This is a genomic window from Faecalibacterium sp. DFI.5.82, assembly GCF_029076575.1.
Lineage (GTDB): Bacteria > Bacillota > Clostridia > Oscillospirales > Ruminococcaceae > Faecalibacterium > Faecalibacterium duncaniae.
Genome location: NZ_JARFIS010000085.1, coordinates 1 through 440 on the forward strand (window position 1 = coordinate 1; position 440 = coordinate 440).

Sequence of the window (440 nt, forward strand, 5' to 3'; positions counted from 1 at the left end):
GGCCATCCTGCAGATAGGAAAGCTGAATCAAATGCAGCAGCGCGTCACCACGCCGAATCCGCAGATACTCAGCAATCTTTTCAGTAGCGCTGATTGCCGAAACCCATTGCACGGCATGACCAGGATAAAGGTTGGCCTTTTTTTCCAAGGTGCGGTAAAACGATGAGGTGATCTCGGTTTTGCTGAAGTTTTCCACCAGTTTTGCCGGAACGGTCGCAACCTCATAACAGATTGGAATCTCATTGCCATAACGAATGCGCTCCATTCGCAAAACGCGCTCATCTGGTTCTAATTTAAGCCGTTCGATTTCACTTTGCGAAGGCGTTGTTAAATGATAGGAAATCGTCTTACTGGAAGGTTTTTTCCCAGCAGCAATCATCAATTCAATAAAGCTGGTTACCCCGGCCATCTTATCTTGGACCTTCCGGCTGGCGACAAAG

The 440-nt window shown here is 47.7% G+C and carries 1 protein-coding gene; it reads right to left on the minus strand.

Annotated features, from left to right (window positions below):
- Positions 1-409, minus strand: a 409-nt coding sequence (locus P0G09_RS15680; RefSeq protein WP_275253117.1) for a GntR family transcriptional regulator, incomplete at its 3' end; no start/stop codon positions are given.
- Positions 410-440 lie beyond the last annotated feature (31 nt).